Source organism: Myxococcus eversor, assembly GCF_010894455.1.
GTDB classification, from domain to species: Bacteria; Myxococcota; Myxococcia; order Myxococcales; family Myxococcaceae; genus Myxococcus; species Myxococcus eversor.
In genome coordinates, this window is sequence record NZ_JAAIXY010000001.1 from 538,513 (window position 1) to 557,061 (window position 18,549).

At 68.8% G+C, this 18,549-nt stretch carries 19 protein-coding genes; 13 read left to right on the top strand and 6 right to left on the bottom strand.

Translation table 11 applies throughout. From position 1 onward, the window contains the following. Window position 1 precedes the first annotated feature (1 nt). The 3 genes from dapF to G4D83_RS02190 are packed head-to-tail and all read left to right on the top strand — an operon-like array spanning window position 2 to window position 4,260. Window positions 2-853: a diaminopimelate epimerase gene (dapF, locus tag G4D83_RS02180; protein ID WP_163862098.1), complete on the top strand. Its 852-nt coding sequence runs from the start codon at window positions 2-4 to the stop codon at window positions 851-853. Window positions 854-891: 38 nt separating this feature from the next. Beyond that, complete coding sequence (locus tag G4D83_RS02185) at window positions 892-2,742, top strand: GGDEF domain-containing response regulator (RefSeq protein WP_163862101.1); 1,851 nt, start codon at window positions 892-894, stop codon at window positions 2,740-2,742. Between the two features lie 18 nt (window positions 2,743-2,760). After that, window positions 2,761-4,260 (top strand): DUF4388 domain-containing protein, encoded by a 1,500-nt coding sequence (locus tag G4D83_RS02190; protein WP_163862103.1) that lies wholly within the window; start codon window positions 2,761-2,763, stop codon window positions 4,258-4,260. Between the two features lie 3 nt (window positions 4,261-4,263). Here G4D83_RS02190 and G4D83_RS02195 read toward each other — a convergent pair whose 3' ends face one another. After that, a complete protein-coding gene (locus G4D83_RS02195; RefSeq protein ID WP_163862107.1) occupies window positions 4,264-4,743 on the bottom strand; it encodes an FBP domain-containing protein in 480 nt (159 codons plus the stop codon). A 273-nt stretch (window positions 4,744-5,016) separates the two neighbouring features. Here G4D83_RS02195 and G4D83_RS02200 point away from each other — a divergent pair, with 273 nt between their 5' ends. After that, entirely contained in the window at window positions 5,017-6,084 is a 1,068-nt protein-coding gene (locus G4D83_RS02200) for a fatty acid desaturase family protein (RefSeq protein ID WP_163862110.1), read from the top strand. Between the two features lie 7 nt (window positions 6,085-6,091). Here the strand turns inward: G4D83_RS02200 and G4D83_RS02205 are convergent, their stop codons facing one another. Together G4D83_RS02205 and G4D83_RS02210 are read right to left on the bottom strand one after the other, a co-directional pair. Further along, entirely contained in the window at window positions 6,092-6,655 is a 564-nt protein-coding gene (locus G4D83_RS02205) for a ferritin-like domain-containing protein (protein ID WP_163862112.1), read from the bottom strand. 146 nt (window positions 6,656-6,801) lie between these two features. Next, a complete protein-coding gene (locus G4D83_RS02210; RefSeq protein ID WP_163862115.1) occupies window positions 6,802-7,545 on the bottom strand; it encodes a DUF6600 domain-containing protein in 744 nt (247 codons plus the stop codon). A 157-nt stretch (window positions 7,546-7,702) separates the two neighbouring features. On the opposite strand from G4D83_RS02210, the gene G4D83_RS02215 reads away from it, so the two are divergent. The 9 genes from G4D83_RS02215 to G4D83_RS02255 all read left to right on the top strand — a co-directional run bounded on the left by G4D83_RS02215 (window position 7,703) and on the right by G4D83_RS02255 (window position 15,792). Then, on the top strand, window positions 7,703-8,389 hold the full coding sequence (locus G4D83_RS02215) for a hypothetical protein (RefSeq protein WP_163862120.1): 687 nt from the start codon (window positions 7,703-7,705) through the stop codon (window positions 8,387-8,389). After that, window positions 8,386-9,126 (top strand): hypothetical protein, encoded by a 741-nt coding sequence (locus G4D83_RS02220; RefSeq protein ID WP_163862122.1) that lies wholly within the window; start codon window positions 8,386-8,388, stop codon window positions 9,124-9,126. The genes G4D83_RS02215 and G4D83_RS02220 overlap by 4 nt, the downstream gene beginning before the upstream one ends. A 119-nt stretch (window positions 9,127-9,245) precedes the next feature. Continuing rightward, on the top strand, window positions 9,246-9,626 hold the full coding sequence (locus tag G4D83_RS02225; protein WP_163862125.1) for a hypothetical protein: 381 nt from the start codon (window positions 9,246-9,248) through the stop codon (window positions 9,624-9,626). A 99-nt stretch (window positions 9,627-9,725) separates the two neighbouring features. After that, window positions 9,726-9,953: a YtxH domain-containing protein gene (locus G4D83_RS02230; RefSeq protein ID WP_240356101.1), complete on the top strand. Its 228-nt coding sequence runs from the start codon at window positions 9,726-9,728 to the stop codon at window positions 9,951-9,953. 115 nt (window positions 9,954-10,068) lie between these two features. Further along, the gene (locus G4D83_RS02235; protein WP_163862128.1) at window positions 10,069-12,057 is read left to right on the top strand and encodes a sigma-54-dependent Fis family transcriptional regulator; all 1,989 of its coding nucleotides are present in this window, start codon (window positions 10,069-10,071) and stop codon (window positions 12,055-12,057) included. A gap of 246 nt (window positions 12,058-12,303) precedes the next feature. After that, window positions 12,304-13,824: an aldehyde dehydrogenase gene (gene adh, locus G4D83_RS02240; RefSeq protein ID WP_163862131.1), complete on the top strand. Its 1,521-nt coding sequence runs from the start codon at window positions 12,304-12,306 to the stop codon at window positions 13,822-13,824. After that, window positions 13,824-14,258, top strand: a complete 435-nt coding sequence (locus tag G4D83_RS02245; protein ID WP_163862134.1) for a DUF779 domain-containing protein — start codon at window positions 13,824-13,826, stop codon at window positions 14,256-14,258. The genes adh and G4D83_RS02245 overlap by 1 nt, the downstream gene beginning before the upstream one ends. Before the next feature lie 199 nt (window positions 14,259-14,457). Continuing rightward, a complete protein-coding gene (locus G4D83_RS02250; protein ID WP_163862137.1) occupies window positions 14,458-14,847 on the top strand; it encodes a hypothetical protein in 390 nt (129 codons plus the stop codon). A 141-nt stretch (window positions 14,848-14,988) separates the two neighbouring features. Continuing rightward, complete coding sequence (locus G4D83_RS02255; protein WP_163862140.1) at window positions 14,989-15,792, top strand: hypothetical protein; 804 nt, start codon at window positions 14,989-14,991, stop codon at window positions 15,790-15,792. Window positions 15,793-15,857: 65 nt separating this feature from the next. Here G4D83_RS02255 and G4D83_RS02260 read toward each other — a convergent pair whose 3' ends face one another. The 3 genes from G4D83_RS02260 to G4D83_RS02270 are packed head-to-tail and all read right to left on the bottom strand — an operon-like array spanning window position 15,858 to window position 18,528. Then, a complete protein-coding gene (locus tag G4D83_RS02260; RefSeq protein WP_163862142.1) occupies window positions 15,858-17,369 on the bottom strand; it encodes a peroxidase family protein in 1,512 nt (503 codons plus the stop codon). A gap of 31 nt (window positions 17,370-17,400) precedes the next feature. Then, the gene (locus G4D83_RS02265; RefSeq protein ID WP_163862145.1) at window positions 17,401-17,934 is read right to left on the bottom strand and encodes an AidA/PixA family protein; all 534 of its coding nucleotides are present in this window, start codon (window positions 17,932-17,934) and stop codon (window positions 17,401-17,403) included. A 60-nt stretch (window positions 17,935-17,994) separates the two neighbouring features. Further along, complete coding sequence (locus G4D83_RS02270; protein WP_163862148.1) at window positions 17,995-18,528, bottom strand: AidA/PixA family protein; 534 nt, start codon at window positions 18,526-18,528, stop codon at window positions 17,995-17,997. Window positions 18,529-18,549: the final 21 nt, after the last annotated feature.

The window sequence follows — 18,549 nt, forward strand, 5'->3', positions numbered from 1 at the left end:
CGTGGACGTTCGTGAACGCATCTTCAAGTACCAGGGCCTGGGCAACGACTTCGTCGTCCTCGACCGCCGCCAGTCCGGCGTGGACATCGACGCGGCGACCTCGCGCTGGATGTGCGACCGCCGGCTCGGCATCGGCGCCGACGGAGTCCTCGCGCTGCTCCCCTCCAAGCACGGCCTGGCTCGGATGGTCGTCCACAACGCCGACGGCAGCATCGCGGAGATGTGCGGCAACGGCCTGCGCTGCGCCGTGAAGTACCTGGTCGACCAGTCCGGGGAAAACCCGGGCCGCATCGACGTGGAGACGGGCGCCGGAGTGCTCACCTGCATGCCCGGCTATGGCGACGGCGGGGTGGTCGCGGTGGACATTTCCATGGGGCCAGCACGGCTCGTGGCCCCAAACCTCCCGTCAGGAGCCACCGGGAAGCCGTTCCTGGACGCTCCGCTGCCAGGGCACCCCGAGCTTCGAGCCTCCGCGGTGAGCATGGGCAATCCCCACCTGGTCCTCCTGGAGCAGCCGCTGGAGGACGCGCCCCGACTGGGGCCGGAGCTGGAGCGGCACCCCGCGTTCCAGGACCGCACCAACGTGGAGTTCGTCCGGGTGGAGGAGGACGGCCTCACCGTCGTCGTCTGGGAGCGGGGCTGTGGGCTCACCCAGGCGTGCGGCACGGGGGCCTGTGCCTCGGCGGTGGCGGCGGTGCTGGCGGGCCGGCTGCCCTCGGACACCTGGCTGCGCGTCTCCCTGCCAGGAGGCAACCTGCGCATCCGCGTGCCCGCCGACCTGTCCGACATCCGCCTCCGTGGTCCTGTCGCCTTCGTCTTCGAGGGCGTTGTCGCGCTTGCTGGGGGCCGGTAACCTCCGACCTCCCCCTTCGCACCCGGGTCAGACAGCGCGTGGCCGGTCCCATTCTCGTCGTCGACGACGATCTGTTCTTCCGCCAGCTCGCCAGCGACATGCTGTCCCGTCATGGGCACCGTGTGGTTTCGGTGGAGAACGGCACGTTGGCGCTCGAGGAGGCGGCTCGCACGCCCTTCGACCTGGTCATCACCGACGTGGTGATGCCGGGCGTCGACGGCTTCGCGCTCACCGCGCGCCTTCGAGAGAGAGACCCGGACCAGGAAGTCATCCTGGTCAGCCAACGCACCGACGTGAAGGGCTCGGAGATGGCGCTGCGCTCGGGCGCGGCGGACTGTCTGGCCAAGCCCGTGGAGGAGACGGACCTGGTGCTCGCGGTGGACCGCGCCCTGGAGCGCGCCGCCCTGCGCCGGGAGCGCACCCAGCTGCGCGACGAGAACATCGAGTTCGCCCGCTTCCACAACCTGCACCAGCGCTGCCTGGAGCTCATCTCCCAGTCGGATTTGGAGTGGCTGCAGGAGCGCATCATCTCGGAGCTGTCCGCGGTGTGCGACGCGCAGAGCGCCGCGCTGTGGGTGCTGGACGACCGGGGAGACCTGGTGCTGCGCGCGTACCGGGGGCTGCTCGACAAGCAGTTCCTCGCGGAGAAGATGAACCCGGAAGGACCCCTGGCGGGGCGCCTGCGGGATGCTCAGCCGTGGTTCGCGCGGGATGAGCGCTCCGCGGTGCTGTACGTGCCGCTGATGGTCTCCGGGGAAATCGTCGGCCTCGCGCAGCTCTCGGACCCGCTGACCGGGGACTTCCGGCAGGAGCACTCGCGCGACGCCCGCGTGCTCGCGGACTTCGCCGCCGTGAGCGTGAAGAACGGCCGGCGGATGATGGCGCTCCAGCGCCTGGGCCTGAGAGACCGCGAGACGGCGGCCTACAACCTCAGCTACTTCACCGACTACGCCTCCAAGGAGATCTACAAGGCGCGGCGATACGGGCGGACGTTCTCGCTCTTGACCTTCTCCATCGACAACCTGCCGCTGGTGCGCGTGCGCCAGGGCGCGGCGGACGCGAAGAAGGCGGTGCGCGGCATCATCCGCGCGCTGAGCAAAATCATCCGCGACTCGGACGTCATCGCGAAGGCGAGCGACCAGGAGTTCTACCTGTTGCTGCCGGAGACGGACTTCTTCGGCGCGATGATGTTCGTGCGTCGCGCGGTGGCGGCGGTGCGCGAGGAGCCTGAAGTCCAGGACGTGGAGTCGCGCCTGCCGCTGGCCCTCGTGGGCGGTGCGAGCACCTTCCCGAAGGACGGCGAGGACTTCGACGAGCTGGTGCACCGTTGCCGTCGCCGCATGGACGAGCGTCGCGCGTCGCTCCAGCGGCGGCTGATGCTGGACGGGCTGCCGTTCTGGGACGAGGTGGACCTGCTTCTGGGCACGCCCAACAGCCCCAGGCTGCCGGTGGACGAGCGCGCCGAGCCCAGCCGCCGAGGCAAGGTGGCGGATGTCCTCTTCGACGAGCTCCAGGCGGAGATTGCCCGCGAGCTGACCCGAGATCCGGGCACGCGCGGCCTCTTGTACGTGGGAGGGCCGGAGATTCGCGCGGACCTGCCGATAGCGGCCGGGCTGGAGTCGGCGCCGCCGGACCTGTCCTCGCGCATCTACCTGCTGGGCCGCCGGGTGGACCTGGAGTCGCATCCCGCGCTGACGCCCGTGTTCCTGGAGGGCGACGAGCGGGTGTCCCGGCACGAGTTCATCCTCTGGCTGTCGGAGAGCGCGGCGTATGCGCTCATCCAGCGGCGGGGGCGGGGCGCGACGTGGGGCTTCCACACCTCGGACACCGCCGTGGTGGACGGGCTCATCTCCAAGCTGCAGGCCGAATACGACCTGCAGCCCTACTGACAGGAAGCGGAGCGACCCGTGGCCCAGGTCCGGAAGATCCTCATCGCCGACCCCGACCTCGAGTCCGTGCGCGCGCTGTCCCGCGCGCTGCGCACCAAGGGCTATCAGGTGCACTACGCGCCGGATGGCTCGCGGGCGCTGGAGGTGGCGGTGCTGCGCCACCCGGACCTCACGTTGTTCGACGAGCACTGTCGGCTGCTGGAGGCGCGCACCTTCATCCAGATCCTGCGCACCAACCCGCGCACTGAAGACATCCCGGTGGTGCTCACGACGTCGAGCTTCGACGGGGATAGGTATCGCGGCCTGCGGGACGGCTACCTGCGCAAGCCCTTCAACCTGGACGAGGTGCTCAGCCGAATCGAGCACATCTTCCGGCGCAACGAGGCGGCCAAGGACCTCAAGGTCGAGCAGCAGGAAATCGAAGGTTCGCTCAGTCAGCTCAGCATCCCGGACCTGATGCAGCTGCTCGGGATGAACCGGCGCAGCGGGAAGCTGTCGCTGGAGCGGGGAAACGAGCGCGGTGAAATCCACGTGGTGGAGGGCCGCCCCGTGAATTCGAAGCTGGGGCGGGTGGAGGGCGAGAAGGCGCTGTTCCGCCTGCTGGCCTGGGGGGATGGGACCTTCACGTTCTCTCCGGGCGCCAGCGCCGCGAAGGCGCGCATCAACCGCGCCATGGACGACGCGCTGCTGGAGGGCATGCGGCAGTCGGACGAGGTCAATCGCCTGATGCCGGGCCTGCCCCCGCGCCACACGCGGCTGATGCTGGCGCCGGACGTGCCCTTCCAGCAGGACCAGCACCCGGTGACGGCGCAGGTGATGGACCTCTTGCGCCAGCCTCGCGCGCTGGGCGAGGTGCTGGACCTGGCGCCCGCCACGGACCTGGAAGTGCTCGGCGTGTTGTCCACGCTGATGCAGCGCGGGGTGGCGAGGCCGGCGGACGTGAATGGCACGGACGCCAACGCCAACGAGCTGCTGGGCGCGGCGGAGGTGCACGCGCTGCGGGGCCGAATCCTCCGCACCAAGGCACCGTCGCGGGTGGCCACCGCCAAGATTTTCGTGTGTGGCAGCGGCGCGTCCGCCGCGCGTCGGGTGATGGCGCGCGTGCCGGGCCTGGAGGCGCTGTCGGCGGAGCCCACCGCGGTGAAGAGCGGCTTCGGGACGCTGGGCCGGCTGGTGCTGAGCGAGGTGCTGCGGCTGGACTTCTGCATGCTGCCCCCCGCCGAGGCGGCCCGGCCCCTGTGGCGCCCCTTCAGCGCGGGCGCGGTGGGGGCGTTGCTGCTGGACGTGACAGAGCCGGCGGTGGGGCTGGCGCACTACCTGGCGTGGGAGGCGCGGATGCCCATCGTCGTCGTGGGCGCCGAAGTCCCGGCGGCGCTCCAGGGCGCACCCGCGGGCGCGCTGAGCGTCGTGGACGACCTGGGCGAGGCGCTGAGGTCCCTGCTGGTGCAGGCCCTCAACCCCGCGCCCATGCTGCCCGGCGTGACGCAGGTGCAGCGGGCCAACGCCTCCGTCGGGTAGTCGTCACCAGGCGGCGGGCGCGGAGGGCTTGGCTTCGATGCCGAGCGCCTCGTTCGCGAAGCGGAACATGCGCGCGCGCAGCTGGTCCAGCGCCTCCAGGGTGTGCCTGCCGGCGCGGTTGGCCGCGTCCTCCAGCTTCTCCTTGCAGCGCAGGTCGACGCAGAGGCTGATGCCCACGCGGACCTTGCTGTCCACGTCCGTGGTGAGCAGGTCCACCGTGTGCGACGAGCCGTAGTCGTGGCACCACTCGCACATGCGGGCGACGTCGGGCCCGCCTCTGTCACGCCGGAAGATGATGCCGATGGGCTGGTGGCTGCCAGGCGCGGAGAAGACGAGGTACACGCGCAAGCCGGACGTCTCCGTCCAGGCCACGTAGTCACGCACGAACAAGGGGAAGGTGAGGCCCGGCGGCATCTCGATGACGCGGCGGTCTCTCGGACGGAAGGACTCGATGAGGTCCCGGTCGGTTTCGATGCGGAACACGGGCTGCTCCTTGGAGAACGTCTGGACCTAACAGGCAGCGACTCCCGATTCTACCCAAACCCACCAGAAGGTCGGGCGCCGGGCCTCCCGGTCGCCAGGGGAGGAAGGGGGCGCGACCGTGCAAGCCATTACACACGGCGAACCGCGTCATCTCCGTCACGCTCCGTGTCGTTTCAACGGCTGACCCACGCGTGACATGGCGATGGGACAACGCTGGCTCCTCATCTCCGGCACCGGGCCGGACACACCCCACGCTTGTAGGAGCCCCTCTCAATGGAACGAGCCGCACCGCCGCCGTCGAGCAAGGAGCTCATTGCCCGGACGCGCCCCTTCGCCCTGCAGGACGTCGCGCGCTCGAGCTGGAACCTGGCGGCCACCTATGCCGCGCTCGCGGCGGCCGTGACGCTGGCGGTGGCCGCGCCCTGGTGGCCCCTGCGCGTCGTGGGGGGCGTGCTGGAGGCGCTCGTCCTCATCCGCGCGTTCATCCTCTTCCATGACGCCATGCACGGGGCGCTGTTGCCCTCGTCGCGCTGGGCGAAGGTCCTCTTCCACGTGCAGGGCATCCTGACGCTCACGCCCGCGCGCATCTGGAATGACACGCACAACCACCACCACGCCAACACGGCGCGCATCGCCGCGGACTCGGCGGGCACGTTCGCCACGTGGACCACCGAGCAGTGGCGAAATGCGTCCGGCTGGCAGCGGCTGGGCTACGCGGTGGAGCGCCACCCGGTGACCATCCTGTTCGGCTACGTCACCGCGTTCCTCATCAGCCTGTGCCTGGTGCCCTTCGTGAAGGACCCGAAGCGCTACTGGACGTCCGGGCTCGCGCTCGGCGTGCACGTGGCCCTGTCCGTGGCGCTCTGGGTCTTCTTCGGCCCCGCCGTGTACCTGTTCGCCTTCGTGGGTCCGCTGTTCCTCGCGTATGCCCTGGGCACGTACCTCTTCTACTCGCAGCACAACTTCGACGAGGTCCGCATCCTGCCGGAGCACCAGTGGACCCACGCGGATTCCGCGCTGGAGGCCTCCAGCTACCTGCGCTGCGGCAAGGTGATGGCGTGGTTCACCGGCAACATCGGCTACCACCACGTGCACCACCTCAACCCGCGCATCCCGTTCTACCGACTCCCCGAGGCGATGGCGGCCATCCCCGAGCTCCAGCATCCGCACGTCACGACGCTGAGCCCGCGCGACATCGCCCACTGCCTGCGGTTGAACCTGTGGGAGCCCGCCCTCGGACGGATGGTGAGCTATCGCGACGCCAGTGCGCGCGCCTGGGAGGCCCGGACCGACGTGCCCGCCCGGAGCGCGGTCTCCTCCGAGGGGCACGCGGTGTCGTGAGCCGGCTTCAGTTGTTGAGCATCGGCTGACCCTGGTGCGCCACCAGCAGGTCATGCATGTCGTTGGCGTGCTCCTCCTCCTTGGCGAGGATGTCCTCGAGGAGCCGCCGCGTGGTGGGGTCCTTGTCCGAGAAGTAGCGAATCAAGTCGCGGTACGTCTCGATGGCGATGCGCTCCGCCACCAGGTTCTCCCGAATCATGTCCACCAGGTTCTGCCCCTCGACGTACTGACTGGAGCTGCGTGACAGCAGGCCGTCGGGGTTGAAGTCCGGGCGTCCGCCCAACTGGTTGATGCGCTCGGCGAGGCGCAGCGCGTGCTCCTGCTCCTCCCGCGCGTGCTCGCCGAACTCGTCCTTCACCGCCTCGCTGTGGATGCCCTGGGCGGAGACGTAGTGGAACGTGTAGCGCAGCACGCAGACGATTTCCGTGGCGAGCGCGTCGTTGAGCAGCTTGAGCGTCGTGTTCACATCGCCCTTGTAGTTCTCCGTGAGGGCACCTTCCTCCAGGTGCTCACGGGCTCTGCGGCGAATCTCCTGGAGGTCGCTGACGAAGGGCTGCGGGGTTGAGGGCATGTGCTGGGCTCCTTTCGGCCAATGCGTGACAGGAAGCTGGGACGTCGGGGGCGGGTTCGACCACCCTCGCTCGTGACGTCCCGGGCCTGCCCGTCCCGCCCCCCGGAAGGAGCCTCCTGTTCGCTGGCTCCCGCGCGCCCTTCACGTCACCGCGCGGCGGCGTGAGGCCCCGCGATGGGCGGCTGCCCCGTGGGCGGAGCGATGGGCCCGGTGCGAGGCACGGGCGCTCCGGTGGCGCTCGCCACCTCGTCGGGCGTGGGGCCCACGTTCCACTGGCCCGTGCGTCCCGTCACGCGCTCGCCCACCGGCTGCGTCTTTCCCACCAGCGCGGCCTCCTGGCCAGGTGGAACCAGGTAGCGGCTGACATCGGGTTGCACCAGGTCGCTGGTGGCCACGAAGGTCCACGGCCTCCGGACATTCATCCCTGGCAGGGGCATGGGCTGCCAGCCAGCGAGGCCTTCTCCCCAGCGCCAGTCCACCCAGGAAGGGGCCCACTCGTCGTCGGGCCACCACACCCAGCCCTGAGAGGGCGCGACGAACCACCTGCCGAAGTGGAACGGGGCCCAGCCCCAGTCCCAGTCGCTCTGGAACGTCCAGCCCCAGTCGCTGAACACCCACTGGCCGGAGGTGGCGTAGGGCACGAAGTCCAGGCCCACGAGCTTCGCGTCGGGGCGCCATACCCAGCCGACCTCGGGGAGCTGGAGCCACTCGCCATATGGCGCCATCACATCGCGAAAGATGGAGATGTTGCTGCCCAGCGTCGGCGCGGTCGACTTCAACTGGGGACCGAATTCCTCGGGCCCCATGGCGCAGCCGAATGACGCCAGCAGCGCGCCCGCGCTCACGCCCCCCAGGCGCAGCCATCGCCAGGTACTCTTCCAGGTGCGCATCGTCGGCCCTCCTCGATGGGTATCCCGCTCGTCTCAGGATGTTCCTTCCCCTTGAACGCAGAGACCCTCGGGGGAGATGCCCTGGACGGCCCGGTCGCCCAGCACAGCCGGGCGCCTGGTTGACTTCCTGTCACCCGAGCAAGGCAGACTGCCTGGCGTGCGTCTGACAAAGCCCCTCGTCTCGTTCCTGCTGCTGACCCCGGCCGTGGCCCTGGCGGGAATGCCCAGCTTCTCGCTCACGGAAATCGCCGAGCAGCGGCTGGAGGCCATCTCCTTCTTCATCGCCATCTTCCTGCTCGTGTCGCTGGGCGTCTGGGGGCTGTGGAACTGGCTGCGGCGGGACGTGCCCCGGCTGCCCCGCTTGAGCTACCGGGCGGCGCTCGCGTTGGTGTTCCTGCTGGGGCTGGGCCTCCAGCTCGTCCTGTCGATGATCGCCGGTGGCCGCGAGCTGATGACGCCGGGCGCCTGGGAGAAGAAGGGCGTCACGTATCAGGTCATCCCCGCGCCGCCTCCCTCGGACGCGGAGCTGCTGGTCCAGGCGCGGCGTCAACGGTTGGATGAGCTGCGCGTGGCGCTGTGGGCCCATGCCGCCGAGCATGGCGGTGACTTCCCCCAGAACGACCAGGGCACCGAGCTTCCCGCCGCGCGCTGGAAGGTGCTCGGGGACTCCGGCCTGCACTTCATCTACATCGGCGGGCAGAAGGCGGACGCCCCCGCGGCTCCACTGGCCTACGAGCCGGGCCTCTTCGGACGTGAGCGCTGGGTGCTCTTCACCGATGGGGACCTCCGGCGCCTCCCCGTCGAGGACATCCACCGCGCGCTCGTGGCGGAGGGCGCGCCGTGACGTCGGGCAAGAAGGGAGTGCTCGTCCTGGTCGGCGTCTTCGCGGCGATGGTCTTCCTCTGCATGGGGCAGGTCTGGGTCCTGAGCGTGCCGTTCCTGCTCGCCTTCGGCTGGCTGTCCTTCCTCCAGCAGGTGGTGCCGGAGGTGACGCCGCGGTGGGGCGCCATCGTCGAGTTCCTCGTCGTCGCGGCGATGCTCGGCGCGGGCTCCCACCTGTTCCTCCGGTGGCTGTGGCGTCAGCTCCATGCCGGGGCACCAGAGGCCTCCACGTGGCGCCCACGCTGGAGCGTGTCGCTGCTGCTCGTGGGCGTCCTGCTCTTCGCCTCGACGATGGCCTCGGTGGGAATCGGGCACCACGTGGGCTGGCTGATGTCGGGGCGCGCGCGCCTGGTGCGCAGCTCGTGGCCCCAGTTCGAGCCAGAGGGCGCGCGGACCTCGGGCCGGTTGTGTGAAGAGGTCCGGGAGTTGGTCGACGCGGGCATTCCCGCCGAACAGCTCACGCGGAAGCTGTTCGCGAAGCCCTCGCTCCAGGCCCTGTTGGAGGCGCAGCAGGTCGTCTCGCAGGTGAGCCCCGAAGGCGAGCGGGTCATCATGGTGTCCGCGAGAGACCCCAGCGTCCGCGAGCGAAACGGCGCGCTGCGCTGCGTCCCCAAGCCGTCGGACAAGGAAGAGCTCGACTCGAAGACCCTGAAGCACTGGCCCGACGAGCCGGGCTCCGTCAAGAGCACCTCCCCCTGACGACGGAATCCGGGCGCGGGTGAAGGCCCGCGCGAACGGCTCTTTCCAGGAGTGCTAGTCTCATACTCCCCGTACGGGACCTGGACTGAAGCCCGGGCGGGTCACCTGGAGGAGCCGCTATGACTTCGCGTCGCGTGTCGTATCCCTGGAGCCTTGCCGTGGTGCTCACCTTCGCGCTCACCGCGCTGCCCGCCTTCGCGGAGTCCTCGGAGGAGGAGCTGGTCTCTCGCGAGGACTCCAGCAGCCAGAGCTCGCTGCTCACCTGTGGACCGGCCCGGTGTGGTGGGGACTGGAACTGCGAGGACAACTGCCCCGAGGCGGCCACCGCCGTCTGCGTCAACTTCTGGTGCCAGTACACCTACCCGGATCCGGGCGGCGGTGGGGGTGGCGGCAGTGGGGGCCCTGGGTTGTGCACGGGCTACCGCTGCGGTGGCGACTGGAACTGCGTCTGCGAGGGCCTGCAGGGCACCTGCGGCTCCAATGGCTATTGCGTCTTCTGAGCCCGTGAGTCCGGCGAAAAGCCTGGCGGTGAGCACTTGGCAGCCGGCGGGTCGTGACTAGCTTCCCGCGCACAATGCGACACCGGGGCGCGATGCCCGGTGTCGCCACGCGAGGAGCTGACGGTGCAGGCGAAGATTCTGGTGGCGCTGGTGGTGGGTTCCCTGACGTTCGGAGTGGGCTGCCACCGCAACACCCGTGAGAGCGCGAAGGACGACGCGGAGCGCGCCGCGGACAAGACCGAGGACGCCGCCGAGAAGGTGGGCGACAAGGTCGAGGACGCCGCCGAGGAAGCGGGCGACAAGATTGAGGACGCCACCGACAAGTAGTCAGGTGACAGGCCCCTGGCCTCTCCGGACGCCGCACTGCGTTGGTTCAGCAGTCGCGTTTCGGGGAGGCCATGGGTTGCCGTCGGCGTGGGGACTGGCCGAATAATCACGTCCCATGGGAACGCTCACGCTCAGCGCCTCCGCGCACCTGTGGGAGCAGTTTCTCGTCGGCGCGCTCGATGGGGAGGTGGCCTCGATTCCAGAGGCCCCGCCCATCCTGTCGCGGTGGCAGCGCTCGCGGGCGCTCGGCGCTCCGAGCACGGGCCTGCCGGACGAGGGCCCGAGCGTCGCCGGTGTCGCGCTCATCGAGCGTCGCGCCCGCCTGGAGCCGGTGTGGCACGAGGTCCGCGACATCCTGGACCTGCTCGCCGCCGCGCCCATGCCTTCGGGGCGGGTGGCGCTCCTGGCGGACCGGGAGGGCGTCATCCTCGCCACGCGCAGCTCGGGCGGCGACTTCAGGGACCACGCGGACTACGTCCGACTGGTGGCCGGTGCCTGCTGGGATGAGGTGTCGCGCGGCACCAACGCGATTGGCACCGCGCTGGTGGAGTCCTCGGCCGTGGCCGTGGTGGGGCCCGCGCACTACGCGCAGCGGCACCATGGGCTCGTCTGCTACGCCGCGCCGGTGAAGGACCCGTTCGGCGAAGTCGTCGGCGTGCTGGACATCACGGGCCCCGCGAGCGGCGCGGACCCGCTGGTGCTGGTGGCGGTGGCGAGCATCGCCCACTCGGCGGAGGCGCGGCTGCGCGAGGTGGCATGGGCGCGCGTGGCGGCGGCGGCCCGAGGAGGGCTGGAGGCGCACCTGTCGCGCGAGGATGGCCCCGTGCTGCTCATCGAGCCGCCGGGACGCGTGCGGCGCCTCAACGGGGCGGCGCGCTCACTGCTCGGCATGGAGTCCTCGCGAGGGGACGTGTCGCCGGGGCGCGTGCTCGGCCTGTCCTGGCGGGCCTTGAAGGACGCGGCGCTGCGGGGCCATGCGCTGGAGGCGCGGCATCAGGCGTCGGGCGCGATGTGGCGGGTGCATGCGGAGGCGGTGGGGGAGGGCGACTCGGCGCTGGCGGTGCTGGTGCGGCTGGAGCCGCGCGCGACGCATGTCACGGCGCGGATGCGGCCCGTGGTGGCGGAAGTCATCCCCGATGAAGGCGCCTGGGCCCGGCTGAAGGGGAGTGACCCCGAGCATCGCGCCACGCTGCGCGAGGCCGCGCGGTTCGCGCCGACGACGCTGCCGGTGTTGCTCCTCTCGGAGACGGGCACGGGCAAGGAGCTGCTCGCGCGCGCGGTGCATGACGCGAGCGCGGTGGCATCCGGTCCCTTCGTCGCCGTCAACTGTGGCGCGCTCTCGGGCACGTTGCTGGAGAGTGAGCTGTTCGGCCATGCGCCGGGCTCCTTCACGGGGGCTCGCGCGGGTGGGGCGGATGGCAAGCTGGCCGCGGCGGATGGCGGCACGCTCTTCCTGGATGAGCTCGCGGAGATGCCCGCGGCGTTGCAGGTGATGCTGCTGCGCGTACTGGAGGATGGCGGGTACTCGCGCGTGGGCGAGTCGCGGGTGAGGCACTCGCGCTTCCGCCTCATCGGCGCCACGTGTCGGGACCTCGAAGCGGCCGTGCGCGAGGGCACCTTCCGGAGCGACCTCTACTATCGCCTCCAGGGGGCGGTGCTGCGGCTGCCTCCGCTGCGAGAGCGGGTGGACCTGCCGGAGCTGGCCCGCTCGTTGTTGACCGAGCTGTGCGTCGAAGGAGGCCATCCGCCGAGCACGCTGTCCGCCGAGGCGCTCGCGCGACTGCGGGCCCACGCGTGGCCGGGCAACGTGCGCGAGCTGAAGACGGTGTTGCGCCTGGCCCTGGTGCGAGCCGGTGGTGAGTCCGTGGTGAGCGCGGCGGCGCTCCCACCCGAACTGGGCCGGGCGTCCGCTCCCTCGCCCGCCGTCGAGCAGCAACCCGTCAGCGCCACGGGCCTGCGGGAGCTGGAGGCCCACGCCATCCTGGAGGCGCTGTCGCGCAGCGGTGGCAACGTGGCCCGCGCGGCGCGCCTGCTGGGAATCGCGCGCAGCACGCTGTACCGGATGGTGGAGCGCTTCGGCCTGAAGCTCCCTCCGCGCTCGTGACGCGGGCCGCTCGGCCGCTGTGAGCGAGGCCGGGCCCGCGTGCACTCACGCGCCCGCATCGGAACATTCCATCCAGGCGGTGGCACACCGGACGCGACACTGTCGCGAGGTGCGCCATGCGTGCGGACGAAGGTGTCGCATCGCGGGACACGACGCGCCGCGACGTCGTCGGTGCGGGGCATGGCATGCGTGCTGCTCTGGGGGACAGGGCTTCCACCCGCAGCCCCACCCGCAAGGAGAGCGTTCATGATCTACGCCGCCCCCAATCAGCCCGGCTCGAAGGTGAAGTTCAAGGCCCGCTACCAGAACTTCATCGGAGGTCGCTGGGTCGAGCCGAAGCGCGGGCAATACTTCGAGAACATCTCCCCCGTGACGGGACAGGTCTTCTGCGAGATTCCCCGCTCCACGGCGGAGGACATCGACCTGGCGCTGGATGCGGCGCACGCGGCGCGCGTCTCCTGGGGCCGCACGTCTCCCACCGCGCGCTCGAACATCCTGCTGAAGATCGCCGACCGGATGGAGCAGAACCTCGAGATGCTCGCCCTGGCCGAGACGTGGGACAACGGCAAGCCGGTGCGCGAGACGCTCGCGGCGGACCTGCCGCTGGCCATCGACCACTTCCGCTACTTCGCCGGCTGCATCCGCGCGCAGGAAGGCACGGTGGGCGAACTGGACCACGACACCGTCGCCTATCACTTCCACGAGCCGCTGGGCGTGGTGGGGCAGATCATCCCGTGGAACTTCCCCATCCTGATGGCGGTGTGGAAGGTGGCGCCCGCACTGGCGGCGGGCAACTGCGTGGTGCTCAAGCCCGCGGAGCAGACGCCCGCGAGCATCCTCGTCCTGGCCGAGCTCATCCAGGACCTGCTGCCCGAAGGTGTCCTCAACATCGTCAACGGCTTTGGCGTCGAGGCGGGCAAGCCGCTGGCCAGCAGCCCCCGCGTGGCGAAGGTCGCCTTCACGGGTGAGACGACGACGGGCCGGCTCATCCTCCAGTACGCGAGCGAGAACCTCATCCCCGTGACGCTGGAGCTGGGCGGCAAGAGCCCGAACATCTTCTTCGACGACGTCATGGCGCACGACGACGACTTCCTGGACAAGGCGATGGAGGGCTTCGCCATGTTCGCGCTGAACCAGGGCGAGGTCTGCACGTGTCCGTCCCGCGCGCTGGTGGGCGAGCGCATCTACGGCCAGTTCATGGAGCGCGCGCTGGAGCGCGTGAAGAAGATTCGTCCGGGCAACCCGCTGGACACGGAGACGACGCTGGGCGCGCAGGCGTCCAATGACCAGCTCGAGAAGATCCTCGGCTACATCGACATCGGCAAGAAGGAGGGCGCCAAGGTCCTCACGGGCGGCGAGCGCGTGAGCCTGCCGGGCGACCTCAAGGGCGGCTACTACGTGGCCCCGACGGTGTTCCAGGGGGACAACAAGATGCGCGTGTTCCAGGAGGAGATCTTCGGGCCGGTGGTGAGTGTCACCACGTTCAAGGACTTCGACGACGCGATGCGCATGGCCAATGACACGTTGTATGGCCTGGGCGCGGGTGTGTGGACGCGTGACACGAACACCGCGTACCGCGCGGGCCGCACCATCGAAGCGGGCCGCGTGTGGACCAACTGCTACCACCTGTACCCGGCGCACGCGGCGTTCGGCGGCTACAAGCAGTCGGGCATCGGCCGCGAGACGCACCGGAAGATGCTGGACCACTACCAGCAGACGAAGAACCTGCTCGTCAGCTACAGCCCGAAGGCGATGGGGTTCTTCTGATGAGTGATACCCGTGCCGGGCCCGGCGCGGGTGGGCAGCCGGAGCAGGAGGTGGCCCGGGTGGCGGTGACGCCCGAGGCCGCCGCCGTCATCCGCTCCCTGCGTGCCGCGAACGGGCCGCTGATGTTCCACCAGTCGGGGGGCTGCTGCGACGGCAGCGCGCCCATGTGCTACCCGGCGAAGGAGTTCCGTGTCGGCCAGCGGGACGTCTTCCTGGGCGAAGTCGAGGACTGCCCCGTCTACATCGGCGGCGCGCAGTTCGAGGTCTGGCAACACACGCACCTGACGCTGGACGTGGTGCCGGGAAGGGGCGCGGGCTTCAGCCTGGAAGCGCCCCTCGGCGTGCGGTTCCTCACGCGAAGCCGTGTCTTCACGGATGAGGAATACGAGCGCATGAAATCCCAGCCACCGCCGAGGCGTGGACCGCCGGAGTGAGCAAGGGACCCGGGCTTGAAACAGAGCCCGGGTCGCCCGCCACCCGTCAGTAACCCTTCATGTTACGGCGTGGTCAATGACAACCATCCCCTCAAACCAGACCCACGCGGTGTCATGAATACACCATTTACACTGCGTGGAAGTACTTATACACAGAGGCCGCCCCGAGTCAGGGGTAACTCGCAATGAGGGGGAAGTCATGAAGTCGTTCAATACGTTGGGAGTGATGGGAGTGGTGTGTCTGATGTCGGTGGGCTGCGGCGGGGAGTACACGCCGGAGGAGGCCGCCCAGAACCCGGAGATGGGTGAAGCAACGCAGGCCGTGGAGAGCGCGTTCATCGCTGGCGGTCAGACGCGTGACTTCTCGACCTGGCTGTTCGGCACGACGCCGTTCTATGTCCGGAACATGTCCGCCACCCGCTCCACGCGCTTCAACGCGTACTGCGGCGCGAACAACATCTCCATCCTGCTGGCGCCGAATCAGGTCTATCCCACGAGCCTGAACTGCGCCTGGCCCGGCGCGCGCCTGTACGTCCAGAACCAGGGCCTCAGCCCGACCCTGGATCAGATCTACGTCGAGACGCACTGAGTCGCGGCAAAAGCACACTCTTCGAGGTCGTGCTTGGGGGAGCTTCCGCGAGGGGGCTCTCCTTTCGTGCGTGGTCACTTCTCCGGCGGTCCTCAATTCGTGGCAGAATCGACAGGCTCCTGTTCGCACGGAGGACTGTCAATGGCCGGGCGCCCCCTCGATGATTCCCAGCGGAAGAAGTTCCTCGATGTCCTGACCCAGATGGGAGGCTCGTCCGGCAACACCAGTCTGATGAATGAATTGGGCTGGTCGGAGGCGGAGTATTGGCGCCTGCGGGATCAGCTCCTCGAGGATGGCCAGATTCTCCGGGGCAGGGGACGCGGCGGCAGTGTGGTGCTGGTCAAGGAGGAGAAGTCCCCGGAGGTGAATGTCCTCACCGGGCCCCTCCCTGGAACGGCGGCCTCCGCCTCCCTGTTGGACAGGACCGAGGCGGACCTCTACGGCCCCTGCCTGGAGGTGCTGCGAGAGAAGTGGACCAAGGAGCGCGGGCTCCACGACGTCCACATCGAGATTACGGCCAACCAGGGCAACAGGAAGACAGGCGGCGTCTGGACCCGGCCGGACATCACCGCCATCAGCATGCGCACGTTCTCGCACTGGCCCGGGCGCACGTTCGATATCTGGACGTTCGAAATCAAGCCGCGGTGGGAGTTCAACGTCACGGGCATCTTCGAGGCCGCTGCGCACGCGAGAACGGCGACCCACGCCTTCGCGCTCCTGGAGCTGCCCCTCAATCCCGATGACTCGGACAAAGCCCGCCTCACCTCGGAGGCGCAGCGGATGGGCGTGGGGTTGATTCTCTTCCAGGACCCCACCGACTTCGAGACCTGGGACTTCATGGTGGACCCCGTGCGCAAGGAGCCGGACCCCTCCCTGCTGGAGCAGTTCGTCGTCACGCAGCTCTCCGAGACGGCCCGCACGAAGCTGCTCCGCTGGGGCAAGTAGCCCCAGGTGGGTGAGCGTCTCCGGGCCCGATACAGGGCCCGGAGACAGTCGTGCCTGGGGGAACCTCAGGAGGACTTGTACGCGTCCGCGATGCGCAGCAGGTCGACGATGGTGAAGTCGCCGCCCGTGCCGTAGGTGGGTTTCCAGCCCTTGTTGTGCAGGAAGGACTGGGGGTCGTTGATGAGCACGCTGAAGAACGTCTCACCCACGATGCGACCGCCCACGGGCCCGAGGAAGCGGCCCTGGTTGGCGAGCTTCGCCTCCTTGAGGATGTAGAACCAGAGCGGCGCCAGCGTGCTCCCCCAGCTCGTCGGCAGGCCCAACTGGGAATTGGAGTACTGGGTCGTCCCCAGCGCCTTGGCGACCGTCTGTCCCGCCGGCAGGGTGAACTCATTCTGGCGCAGCAGGTTGCGGCCCGGCAGCGACAGGTAGAGCGGATCCGGCTTGCCCTGGTACTGGGGATTGTCGAAGCCGGGGATGAGGGCCTGGGGCAACTGAAGCAGCTCTGACGCCACCAGCGTGTCGAACAGCTTGACGCCCTGGGGCGTGACGCGCGAGTCGGTGTTGAAGAAGTACTTCCAGTCCACGCGCTTCTCCGGGCTCAGGAACGTCCCGGGCTGGTGCAGGTCGAAAATCTGCGCGCCCTTGTAGTTGTCATTGACCTGGTAGAACTCGCGAATCGTCGCGTGGCCCATGCGGTAGGCGGCCGCGGAGAACTCGATGGGAATCGCCTGGAGGTTGGGCGGGAAGTACTGCGGGCCCTGACTGACCAGCTTCCCATACAGCTCATCCCCGACGAAGCGGCGCACGAAGTCGTGGTAGACAATCCACTGGTAATGCCAGCGCACGCGCTGCGACGCCTCGGTGAAGAGCGCCCCTCCAGAGAACTGGCTCGACAGGTCCTTGACCACCTGATTGTGGAACTTGATGACGGCCAGATGGAGCTGGTCGACGAACATGTTGTCGTCATTGCGCGGGTCCCCGATGATGGCCGTGCCCTGTGAATTGCGGAGCACGTCGCCGTCCGGATTGTCGGGCCGGCCGAACAGCAGCGTGGCGCCGTCCTTCTGGTCGAAGAGGAAGGCGTCCTGCACGGGCCCCCGGCCGTAGATGTTGCCCAGGTCCAGGGTGGGGGTGATGGCATCCCGCGTCTGGTTGGGTTGGGTGTCCCGACCATTGATGTTCGAATAGACGTCGAACGTCAGGTCATGGTCCAGGAACTGGCCCAGGAACGTGTAGCCCGCGGGGATGGTGGGGTTGTCCTGGGGGAGGCCCGGGCTCTGGTTGGCCACATCCATGGGGCCGCCAGGCAGGGTGAGCGCCCGGAGGTCCTCCACGTTGAAGAGGGAAGGGCCCAGGTCCGGGAACATGCGGAAGAAGTCGGAGACGATGGGGCCGTTGTCTCCGCTCAGCGACTGCGCCGACTTGCTGGAGACGGCCGTGCCCACGCCGCCGTGGGGGCGCACCAGGTTGCCGGAGGGCGCCTTGGACAGCATCGCGTTTCCCGCACCCCGGTGGAACGGACAGCCGCTCCCAGGGAGCGCGGTGTGGCCCGAGGGCCGGTTCTTGTCACTCATGATGGGTCTCCTCGTGAATGGGAAGCGCGGCCTATGACGTGATGGTGATGTACGGGTCCCACGAGTAGGTGCCCACCTTGTTGCCCTGGTTGTCCGTCACCTGGAGATAGAGCTGGTAGGTCACCCGCGCGCCGGGGAGCGTGGCGGTGGGCAGCATCGCGGTGGACTGGAAGAAGAAGTCCACGTAGGGCTGCACGTTGAAGCCGCTGCTCTGCCCGCCTGATACCTCGGGGACTGGCACCTTGATGTGGGACACCAGGGGCTGGGGCTGGGTGATGCACTGCGCATTTCCGGAGACAGTCATCTTGTAGAGCAGGGCGCTGTAGCGCGTGTTGAGCGTCAGCGACGCCAGCCGCCACCGGAGGTTGTCGTTGGTCTTCGCGGCGACCGTCAGCTCCGGTATCGCCTCCGCCCCCACGGCCGAGTCCCGCCGGACGAGCATGTACACACAATCCGCGATGGACACCTGGGGGTTGTCGAGAGACGCGTTGGGGCCGTGCAGCTTGACGACCTGGTCCACGTCCACCACGGTGAGCACATCAATGAAGCCGCTGTTCAGTCCCATATCGCATCCAAGCCTTTCGAAGGAAGAAGTCAGACACCGTCGGCGAGCCAACCGGTGACGTCATGAGGTGATGGAGATCTGCGGATCCCACGAGAAGTAGCTGAGGATGTTCCCGTCGTTGTTCGCCAGGACGAACGAGAACTGGTACGAGACATTGGGAGGCGAGGGGTTCACCGCCGTCGCCTGGAAATAGGCGTCCGTATAGGTCTGCGTCTGGTTGATCGTCACCTGGGAGCCATTCACCGACGGGAGGGGCACCGTCACCGTGGGCTCGATGAGGCCAGGCTGGGTGATGAGCCCTACGCCTCGGATGATGTTGCACTGGCTGAGCGCGACGCTGAAGCGGGTGTTCCCGGTCAGCGAAGTGATGCGCCAGCGGATGTTGTTGTTGGTGTTGAGGGTGATGACCAGGTCATCCGTGGCCTGACCGGAGAGCACCTCGTCCTGACGGACGAACATGTAGATGTAGGGCGTGCTCTCGCCCAGGGACACGGGCCTGTTGGAGTCCGTGCTGAACTGCCCCTGGTAGGCATTGTAGATGCTCTCCGCATCCACGACGACGAGGACGTTGGCTGTATTTTCAGTATCCGGCATGGACCACTCCTGATTGAGACG